This is a genomic window from Rhodococcus sp. EPR-157 (assembly GCF_001647195.1).
GTDB lineage: Bacteria > Actinomycetota > Actinomycetes > Mycobacteriales > Mycobacteriaceae > Rhodococcoides.
This window is the reverse complement of the sequence record NZ_LVCV01000012.1, coordinates 1-10,104: the sequence shown is the minus strand read 5'-3', so window position 1 is coordinate 10,104 and position 10,104 is coordinate 1. Positions and strand designations below refer to the sequence as shown.

The following is a 10,104-nucleotide window of genomic DNA, read 5'->3' as shown; positions in this document are numbered from 1 at the left end:
AGAGCACCGGGCGTACGTGGTGCTCAAGTTCCCCCAGACCGACCACTTCGAGGACTCGGCCGCCCGAGCGGCGGGCGGGAAAGGTGCCCGATTCGAAGGCGGTGTCGCCCAAGTGATCCGCGACGAGACGATGCGCGCGGTGAGCAAACTCGTCGCCGCCGGCATGGGCCGCGTCCAGGTCCTCGGTGAGCAACGCACCTGCGCGTTGATCCGCGCGTTCGTCGACCCGTCGAACCCACTCGATCGTCACCAAGGGGCGCGGTGGTCGAACTGCTGGCCCTCCTACGTCGGTGGCCACGACTCGGTGGTGGTATCCGGACGCTGGCACACCCGTGTCGGGTTCCTCCCGCCGGCGAGCATCGAACCCATTCCGCTGGGCCCACTGTGGCTCGCACCGCTGCTGACCGGGGTCGCCCCCGACATCGGCGACGACGAGAACCCGCCCTCCCCGACTATCCGAACCGTCAGTGTCCGAGTCGATTTCGTGCCCGACGCCGTCGCCCGGGAAGCGGCGAGTCAAGACTTCACCCAGGACAAGGCGGCGCAGGAAAGCGCAGCACGCAAAGGCATCACCGGCGACGGCTCGGCCGAAGTGATGGCCACCGCATCCGGGCGCCGACGCGCCGATCTGACGCCCGGCTCGGGCCATCACGGCACCATCTACTCCCTGTCGATCGCGGTCACCGGACGCGACGAAGACGACCTCGAGCGGGCCTGCATGCGCGTGGAGGAAGCCGCCGACGAATCGGCCATCAAGACCATCACCTGGCAGGACGACACGCACGACGTCGCCCTGTTCACCACCCTGCCCTTCGCCCGCGGTCTCGCCGTGACGCGCTACACCAAGTAGCCCAGGAGATTTCGATGCCGCAACACACCACCCGTCGTCCGTCCACCCGACCGGCCGCGACCGGGCAGCCGGCCCGATCGCCGCGCCCCCGCCTGATCGGCGACTCCGCCGCCGTCCTCGAGGCCGCGGAGGCGATTCCCAAGCGGATTGCCCGCCGTAAGCCACCTCGTCGGTTCACGCTCCTCGACCGCTACGGCTGGTACGAACCCCGCACCGAAGGCGCGTGGAGTACGACCAGGCAGTCCGAATCGCTGAATCTGGCCATCAGCCGCCGCAGTGCCCGCCACCAGGGAGCGGTGACCGGCCTGAACCGGATCTCCCAGGATCTGGTGATCACCGATCCGTTCGAGCTCTACGGCACCGACATCTCCAACATCAACGTCTGCGTCGTCGGAGACATCGGCAAAGGCAAGTCCTCGATGGTCAAGACCGCGTTTTTGTGGCGGCAAATCATCTTCGGCCGACAGGTAGTGGTCATCGACAAGAAACGCCAGGGCAGCGAGGGCGAGTACTCCATCTTCGCCCGCACCCTCGACGTGGAATCGGTCCGGTTCAAAACCGGTGGCGGCGGTGCCAGACTGAACCTGCTCGACCCGGCGATCACCACCGGCGGTGAGCACGCCGGCGGTCTCGACGGTGTCACCCCTGCCGGTCAGGAAGCCCTCGTGCTCGCCGTCCTCGCCGACACGATGGAACGCCCGCTGACCACCCCGGAGAAGAGCGCCGTTGGCCGAGCGTTGGAGCTGGTCAACGCCGACGCTGCCGCCACCGGTCACGCACCGGTGCTCAAGGATCTCGCGCGCCGCCTCGTCGAACCGTCCGCCGACGACGGCACGTATTTCGGTGACCGCTGGTCCGAGCGTTCCCTCGAATGGGGTTACGAGCCGGGCTTGGCCCTGCTGCGTCTGGTCGACCGGGATCTGAAGGGCCTCGTCGACGCGGAAACCTCCCCAGAGGTCCGGGCCGCGCTCGAGCATCCGTTCGCGCATTTCGACGTCTCCGCGTTGCCGACCGAAGGGCCTGCGCTGCGGGTGGTGATGACCGTGATCAACACCTGGTTGGCGAACCTGCTCGCGGCGCGTTCGTCGGTGTCCAAGCAGACCATTCTCATCGTCGAGGAAGGCTGGCACGTCGCCGAAGGATCGACCGGCGCGGTGTTCCGGTCGAACATGAAACTCTCTCGCGGACTGGGTCTGTCCACCGTCTCGGCCTTCCACCACCCCTCCGACATGTCCCACGACTCCCCCGCCCGGGCGCTGATGCAGGAAGCGGGAATCGTGTTCCTGTTCGCGCAGGAACGCTTCGACGACGCCCGCGAGACCGCGGAGATGTATCACCTTCCACCCGGGTCGATCGACATCATCATGGGCCTGGGCCAGGGCGAATGCCTGGTCAAGATCGGCTCGTCCGACCCGATCCTGATGGAACACGTGCGCTCCCCTCAGGAGATCGCCCTCACCGACACCGACGCCGCCGTCAAAGGAGTCAAGCCCGCATGACCACCTCCTCGCCAGCGGCCCGGCGTTCCCGCACCATCGACGTGCGCGTGAGCTCGCCGGCCCCAATCGGGTACGCCGGCGACACCAGCTCGACCGGGGGCCGGTTCGCATCGGCCTCCGCCGCAGCACGATTCGCCGTCATCGCTACCTTCGCGGCCCGCCGCGCCGACATCACCGTCACCATCGCTGTCGAAGAGCACGACGAGGTCTGTGTGTCCGGTACCCCCGGCGAGATCGCTTGCGCCCTCGCCGCCATCCCGGTCTACAGCGTCGGCGTCCGGAAAGCGCGGACCGCGCCGGCACTCGATTTCGGCGAAGATCCGATGCGGATACCGGCACCGGGCTACCTGCGTGCCGCCGTCGACGAGGTCGCCCTGCCGATCCAGTGGCAGGGCAGCGTGGGATTGGAGGCCGGCGTCGATGTACGCGTGCTCTCGACCCGGCCCGGCCCGCTGCCGAACTCGACGCTGCCGCTCGGACAATGGGCACCGGACCTCGCGCACCGCCTCACGCACGACCTCGCCCGCTCGATCACTGAGCGCAGTGGTCAACGGAGCCAGGCCACCGCGACATACCTCCCCGACCAGGGGCGGTACGAGATCACCCATCCCGACCCGATGTCCGATACCGACGCCGACGCCGACGCGGTGGCCCGGTACATCCGGATCACGCAGCTACGAGCCAACCTCGCCGCGCTCGACCCGGTAGCCGACGCGGACTGCGCCGTCGGCCTCGCCGCCGAGCTGCTCGTGCTCGAAAGCTATTCCCGCCGTGTCCCTTCCACCGAAGACAGGACAGTTCGATGAGTGCGATGCAATCCCCTCCCCGCAGGCCCAGCAATCCGTTCTTTCCGTCCGAAGTGTGGGTCGGTGCCGCTGTAATCGTGGGGCTCGTGTTCGCTGTCGCCGGAGGCGGCATGGTCTCCTCGCTGGTCTCGGGCAAGGTGATCGCGATGCCCACCAGCCTCGGTGAGCTGTTCTCGATCTTCCGCGGATTGGTCACGAACCCGTCGGACCCCGCGGCTGCGTGGCCGGCAACCGCGCAGCCGGGCCCGGCGTGGGTGACCTGGGTGTGCATTCTGGTGCTCGGTGCGCTGTATACCGCTGTAGCCCTGTGGATCAACTCCGAGATCGACGACTGGCAGCACCACCGCGATCAGGCGCAACGTGGATTCGCCGGCCGACGTGAGCTCGCCCGAGCAGGCATCGACGAGAAGAGTGTCCGCACCGCTGCCGTCGCCACCCGTTCGTCGTTGAAGGGCACGCGGGCCTCGAGACTGGCCGCGAGCGAGGTCGCGATCGCGTTGGGCCGCAACATGGTCGACCCCGACAGGTTCGTCTACATCAAGCAGAACGACTGCATGCTCGTCGAGGGCGTCACCGGCTCGGGTAAGACCTGGCGCGTGGCGTATCAGCGCTGCATGGACGCACCTGGCACCCTGCTCGTGACGTCGACGAAAGTGGATCTGATCTCGGCGACGTACGAGCACCGCGCCGCGCTCGGGCGGGTGTCGATCTTCGATCCGGACAACATCACCGGATGGCCCGACCCGATCCGCTGGTCGATCCTCTCCGGCTGCCAGGATCCGGACGTGGCGATCCGCCGCGCACAGAGCCTGGTGTCGGCAATGCCGATGGGAGACACCAAGAACGGCGGCTACTGGGAAGACAAAGCAGTCGTGCTGCTGCGCTGCTACCTGCACGCGGCCGCGATCAGCGGCGCGAACCTGGCCACGCTGCGCGTGTGGGTGAACTCGCGCAAAGGCCGCGAACCACGCGAGATCCTCATGCGGACGATGCCCGGCTGGGAAGCCGAACTCGGCCAGATCCTCGACTCCGGATCGGACTCCTCCGACGACATGATCGGCGCGGCCAGCCGACTCCTCGCCCCGCTCGCCTCCCCCGCACTGCTCGAGGCCGTCGACGTACCGATGCACGAGTCGTTCGACATCGACGAGTTCATTCGATCCGGCACGGACACGCTGTATCTGGTGTCGAAGGGCAAAGACAACTCTGCGGCACCGTTCATCGCGGCCCTGGCCAGCGAAGTGCACTACCTCGCCGACCGGCATTCGCAGTCCCTACCCGGTGGCCGATTCGATCCCCCGATCCGATTCGAGCTCGACGAAGTCAACAACGTCGCCCCGATCCCGGGCCTGCCGGATCTGATGTCGGACTCGGGCGGCCGCGGCATCACCATCCACGCCTACGCCCACAACGAAGAGCAGAACAAGCTCCGCTGGGGCGCGGTCGCCGGCAAGATGTTCGCCGACAACTCCCCCGCCCGGCTGATCCTTCCCGGCCTCAAAGGCGACGAGCTGCAGGCGATCTCGAAGATGCTCGGCGACCGATACGAGTGGCAGCCCTCCGGCAACGCCCAGTCCGGCCCGACACTGCGGGAAGTACCGGTGATGTCGCCGGCGCAGATCCGTCAGATGGACCCCGATCAAGGCCTGCTGATCTATCGGACCGCGCCGCCGATCCTGGTGCACCTGCCGACGGTGTGGGACGAGAAACCATCACGTGCCGCGGTGCTGCAATCGCAGAAGGTGTTCGACGAGATCGTGGCGTCGGGCACCGCACCTCGTACCGAGGCCGAGTCCGGCGCGGTGGTGCTCGACAAGGTCAGTGACGGGACGACACTGTCGTGACCGCACCGGGGGCCGAGCAGGATGAGCTGGTGCCGTCACGGTTCACCTGGCGCTACCTCGACGCCGAGCAGGCGCGGGCGCTGTGGTCGGAGCTGATCGACTGGACCACCTGGCTGCGCGGGCGCTACGAGCTCGGCACCAAGATTCCGCCGTGCTGGTACCGCCACGATCCCGTCGTCGAGGAACTGAGCGCCCTGATGGCGGCGTGGACCGATGCCTACTATCGCGGTGACGGCTACCGGGACGACCTCACCGCCTGGCATACCCAGTGGTTCCGGCCGCTCATGACACGTATCCGTGAAATCTCGGACTTCGACAGCTGCACCCACGATCGATGCGCGCACCGGCCAATGCCGCCGGCCACGCTCGCCGGCATCGAGGAGTTCGTCGACGCCGACGTCAACGCCCGCCCCGAACCGGCCCCGGCCCCGGCCCCGCCTGCACCGGTCGCCGACGTCACTGCCGCCGAGGAAGTGCGCACCATCCCCGCCAACGATATGGACATGGCCATCGACTCCGGCCTCGCCGAACCACTGGACGCCGCCGACCCCGACAGCCCCGTCAGCTTCGAGGGCATCGAATGGACCTTCAACGCCCACGCGGGTGCCTGGGTTCCCTCCACCTGACCGGAAGCGAGCGTGGCCGCCGTGCCATACGTTCCGGGCCGAATGCAGCATCGCCGATTGACTGCGGGTGCGGCGGCGAGTGGGCCGAACCTTGTCGACAAGTCCTCGCGGAGGCCTCCTACATCCGGGCGATGTGATAAGTCATAAATCTTGCGGCTTCCTTGCTGACGGCTTAGTGACACAACACATTCAACCTCCTCGAACAGACCAGAAGTATGTTTCATGGCGTTACACCGGACAGTAATCTTGTTTGTTGCACAATGGCTTTGACAGCTGTTTCAGATCGAACACATGCGCGACATGCCTTAGAAGGGTTATCGGGCAACACCCCCTCAGGAGCTCATCGATGACGACCCCCATCCTCCCCAGCACGCCCTCGGCACGCATCATCGAGTACGCAGGCCGCCCTGGCTCTGTACGCAACGCACCGGCGGACAGCACGAGCCTTGTCCGTGCCCAGCGGAGACGGCTGGACTCCGTCCACCGGTCGACGCCCTGCGCGGACGGAGCCCTGACATTGACAGCCGCGACGCCGTCGGGCTCCCCGGAACTGTGGTCCCGCTACGTCGAAGGAGCGTGGGAGTCGTATTCACGCCACGGTGTCACCGCGGCTCTCGACATGGAAGAAGTGGCTTCCGGCGCAACGACAGCACTGTTCTACGTGGTGTGCGATGAGGCAGGAGAGATGCTCGGCGGCGTTCGAGCCCAGGGGCCGTACGCGATGGTCGAGCAATCCCATGTCCTCACCGAGTGGAAGGACTCGCCCGGACTGGCACCGGTTACCGACCTGCTTCGGTCTCGACTTCCCCACGGAATCGTGGAAATGAAAAGCGCGTGGGTCGATGCGGGGGCCGCAGGGCGGACGGTGTCGAATGTCCTGGCTCGAACAGCGTTGCCGACGCTCGAATTGACCGGCAGCCGGTACCTGTTCGCCAGCGCGGCCGATCACGTCCTGCGATTGTGGGAGAGTTCCGGTGGGCGGATCGACCACGGCATCCCCGCTGCCGCATATCCGAGCGAGCAGTACCGGACCGTCATGATGTGGTGGGACCGAACTACCCTCGCACAGGCCGCGCAGCCCGAGGTGTGGCGCTCGATGGTCGACGAGGTCCGCGCACTGTGTGGGGACGATCGGCACGTCCCGTTCGTGGCATAGCGGCTCGCTACATCACTGGCCTCGACCATTTTCGTGTTGCCGACCCTGTACGGTGCCCTGCCAGCTGATCGTCAAGGTCCCCGCGTGGCAGGCGCGGTCTCGGCCGTCGGTCTTGGCTCGGTAGAGCGCGGCATCAGCGGCGCGGACGACCGCATCGAGTACCTGATCGAGACCGCCCGATTCGGTCGAAGCGAAGCTCGTCGCGGGTGACGCACCGTCATCGGACGCGGCCGGTCGCACGTCCACAGTCACCGTTCCGATACTCACGGTCACCGTGCAGTCGGACCGGACTCGGTCGAGTATCCGCCGCGTGAGCTCGTGATCCTCTCGGTGTGTGGCAAGGATCAGGAACTCTTCGCCGCCGGTCCGGGCAACCACCGCATCCGATGCGCCGACCACCGCGTGCACCGCATTCGCCAGGGTAGCGGCAACCGCGGCGAGCGTTCGGTCGCCGGCTGTGTGACCGGCCGTGTCGTTGACGGCCTTGAAGTAGTCGACGTCGACTACGAGCGCAGACAACGGTTTCCCTCGCTCGCAGGCCTCGTGCACCAGGATCCCGGCGTTCGACAGCAGTCCGCGTCGATTGACCAGACCGGTCAGCGGATCCGTGTCGGCCAGTTGTTGCAGTTTCCGGTTGACCACCGACAGTGTTCGGCGCAGGCCACCGATAAGCGCGACCGGCACCAGCACCGTGGTCACGGCGGCACCGATAGCGACCGCAGTCACCGCCCACCCGGAAGACCCCACACTGATCACCGACAGTGCCGTGGCCATCACCACCGCGACCGCGGACAGGCCGGCAGTCACACGTGGTGGTGAGCTCGATGCGGCGATGGCCGGAACGATGGCCAACATCGAGGTGACCGCACGCGTTCCTGCCGGATCCGCGATCAGGTAGGCACTGATCGCGACTCCGGTCATACCCCCGAAACCCAGGACCGCGAATTGGCGTTCGCTCAACCGCCCCACCTTGGCGGCGAAAAGCACGGTGACTGCGGTGAACGTCAGCACGGCGATGAGAACCGGAAGTGCGTTCGGCCGTAGGAATGTCGGTGACAGCAGCGCAATGGCCAACAGCGGCACCGCACCGGTGGCGCTCGCGATGACTGCGGCCGTGCGGGTGTCGAGCCGTGATCGCCAGAAGTTCGTGCGCCGACGAGGCGACTGGTCGATCACGTTCATCGGATGATTCCTCGGATCAGGGTTGGGCGAACCCCACAAACAGTATCTGTCGGAGCTCCTCGCCGGTGGTGCGCCCGCTCACACGTTTGCAGGACCGGCGGCAGGGTCGAGGCCGGTGCGTACCAACCCATCCAGATCGATCCGCCGCCGACCTGAAGGGAGTGGTTCGCCTCGGCCGAATGCCCTCACGGCAGCGGTTACAGCGGCACCCCCGAGTGCGACGTCTCCGCCGAGCTGGGGCCACGTCGAAAGCGTGCGCCCGATCTCCGGCACCGACGCAATCATTCGAGGGGTCAGCTTGCTCGGTTCGAGCAACGTCGCTGCAATTGGGCTCTTCTGCTCGATGGTCATGTCGGCCAGATCCGCGGTGTCCATTTCGCCGAGCAGTCCGTGAAACACCGGTCGGTCGGGTTCGAGATCGAAGCGTTCGATATCGAGGACGCCTCCGTCGCTGGTCTCCATCACCACAGGAATACCTCGGGCGCGGGCGTGGTGGCGGACCAGCAATTTGGTGTCGATCGAGTCGCATTCCTCGACGACGAGATCGAGTCCGTCGAGAAAGCCACCGAGCGTCTCGGCCGTCACACCGTTCGCGAAGACCTGCACATTCAGATAGGGGTCGAGCTCGGAAATTCGTCTGGCCGCCACGACCGCCTTGTTCACGCCCAGATCGAGCACCGAAGTCGGGACGCGGTTGAGATTCGACAGATCGAGCTCGTCGAAGTCGGCCAGACGCAACTCCCCGCACAATCCCTCCAGTGCGAGGGTATGTGCGACGGCATGACCGACACTCAGCCCGACGATTCCCACCCGCAGACCTCTGAACCGAGCTTGCTCTTCGGTGGTGATCTTGTTTCTGTTGCGGTCCAGTCGCAGCCGATCGAAGCCGCCTGGACCGAGGACCCGCACCAGTGAGCGCCGCCATGGGTAGTACACCCACCGTGGCTCTTCCGCGAGGTCGCCGGCGATCGCAGGAATTAGCCCACGAAGCGAGGCCAACTGGTCGGGTGTCGTGTCGACGACGCCGATGGCGGGATCGTCGATCAGACCACGGACGATCGAGTCGTGTTCACGCTCGGACGGATCGAACACTCTGTGCTCTGACATTGCTGATGCTCCGCATCCTTCGAATGACTGTCGACGACAAGCAACGCCGATCATGTCCGACATTCTGAGGCACGTCAGACTGCTTCACGTTACTAAAGACTCTTCGGCAATGCGGGTCGGAAGCAACGCAGTCGCCGACATGACCACTGTGGCAAAGTCCGTATCCAGGCAACGCCCCCGCGTCCCTCGGCGCAGGGAACGGAAGTCTTTGTGCATGTGCAGCACTTGGATCGAGGATATGAGGTGAAAGTTGGGAGTCGACGATGACTTCGATGAGCGTTTCAGCTCACTGATCTCAGTCTTTCAGCCGATCGTCGACTCAAGGACCGGGCTGGTCGTCGCGCACGAGGCACTCACCCGGTGGCCGGCGTTTCCGGACACCTCGCCGGAACAGATCTTCGATATCGCTCGGACCATGGGGATGGCCGAGGAATTGGACCGTAGATGCATAGCGTCGGCAGTCGCCGCAGCGGCACAGTCCACCCCTGCAGACCACGCGCCGCGTACGTTGTTCGTCAACATCGAAGCCGAAGCGATGTCCTCCGAGAAGTCATCGACCTCGGCCCGTCACCTCAGCGAACTGTTGCGCGGAGGCGGGTCGCAGGTTCGGCCCGTCGCGGAATTCGCTGAACGCTCCCTGCTCACAGATCCGGCGCGGTTACTCCGATCAGCCGACCGACTTCGACGCGACGGCATCATCATCGCTCTCGACGACGTCGGTGCCGACCCCGACTCGATGGTGGTTCTGCCCCTTCTGGCACCGGAAGTGATCAAACTCGACAGATCGTTGCTCGACGACGACCTCCCCGGCGACAAGCTCGCCACTTTGCTCGCCGTGCTCGCATACTCGAGCCGGTTCGAGGTGACACTCATCGCCGAAGGAATCGAAACCGGGAGACAGAAGGACAAAGCCTTGGCGTGGGGTGCCGACTACGGGCAAGGGTTTCATCTCGGCCGTCCCGGCCCCCTCGATGCATCCCCGACCTTCTCCTTTCCTGTGCAGCCACGCCCTCCTGTGACGAGACCGTTGACGG

The 10,104-nt window shown here is 65.9% G+C and carries 8 protein-coding genes and 1 pseudogene; 7 read left to right on the top strand and 2 right to left on the bottom strand.

Annotation, left to right across the window (positions count from 1 at the left end):
* From A2J03_RS30815 to A2J03_RS00340, 6 genes and pseudogenes are all read left to right on the top strand, one after another.
* A pseudogene (locus A2J03_RS30815) lies at nt 1–850 on the top strand (hypothetical protein); the annotation flags it as partial.
* Between the two features lie 14 nt (nt 851–864).
* Nucleotides 865–2,349: an ATP/GTP-binding protein gene (locus A2J03_RS00360; RefSeq protein ID WP_068368139.1), complete on the top strand. Its 1,485-nt coding sequence runs from the start codon at nt 865–867 to the stop codon at nt 2,347–2,349.
* Nucleotides 2,346–3,155, top strand: a complete 810-nt coding sequence (locus A2J03_RS00355) for a hypothetical protein (protein ID WP_068368137.1) — start codon at nt 2,346–2,348, stop codon at nt 3,153–3,155. Before A2J03_RS00360 ends, A2J03_RS00355 begins: the two co-directional genes overlap by 4 nt.
* Nucleotides 3,152–4,999, top strand: coding sequence for a type IV secretory system conjugative DNA transfer family protein (locus tag A2J03_RS00350; RefSeq protein ID WP_068368135.1), 1,848 nt, complete (start codon nt 3,152–3,154; stop codon nt 4,997–4,999). The genes A2J03_RS00355 and A2J03_RS00350 overlap by 4 nt, the downstream gene beginning before the upstream one ends.
* The gene (locus tag A2J03_RS00345; protein ID WP_068368133.1) at nt 4,996–5,625 is read left to right on the top strand and encodes a DUF4913 domain-containing protein; all 630 of its coding nucleotides are present in this window, start codon (nt 4,996–4,998) and stop codon (nt 5,623–5,625) included. The genes A2J03_RS00350 and A2J03_RS00345 overlap by 4 nt, the downstream gene beginning before the upstream one ends.
* A gap of 346 nt (nt 5,626–5,971) precedes the next feature.
* Nucleotides 5,972–6,781, top strand: a complete 810-nt coding sequence (locus A2J03_RS00340) for a hypothetical protein (RefSeq protein WP_231912299.1) — start codon at nt 5,972–5,974, stop codon at nt 6,779–6,781.
* A 12-nt stretch (nt 6,782–6,793) separates the two neighbouring features.
* Here the strand turns inward: A2J03_RS00340 and A2J03_RS00335 are convergent, their stop codons facing one another.
* Both A2J03_RS00335 and A2J03_RS00330 read right to left on the bottom strand, forming a co-directional pair.
* Nucleotides 6,794–7,963: a GGDEF domain-containing protein gene (locus tag A2J03_RS00335; RefSeq protein ID WP_068368131.1), complete on the bottom strand. Its 1,170-nt coding sequence runs from the start codon at nt 7,961–7,963 to the stop codon at nt 6,794–6,796.
* 78 nt (nt 7,964–8,041) lie between these two features.
* Nucleotides 8,042–9,070 carry an Rv1355c family protein gene (locus tag A2J03_RS00330; RefSeq protein ID WP_068368129.1) on the bottom strand — a complete coding sequence of 343 codons (1,029 nt, stop codon included), beginning with the start codon at nt 9,068–9,070 and terminating at the stop codon, nt 8,042–8,044.
* A gap of 250 nt (nt 9,071–9,320) precedes the next feature.
* On the opposite strand from A2J03_RS00330, the gene A2J03_RS00325 reads away from it, so the two are divergent.
* Nucleotides 9,321–10,104 (top strand): EAL domain-containing protein (locus A2J03_RS00325; RefSeq protein ID WP_156520121.1); only part of this gene is annotated, 784 nt, incomplete at its 3' end.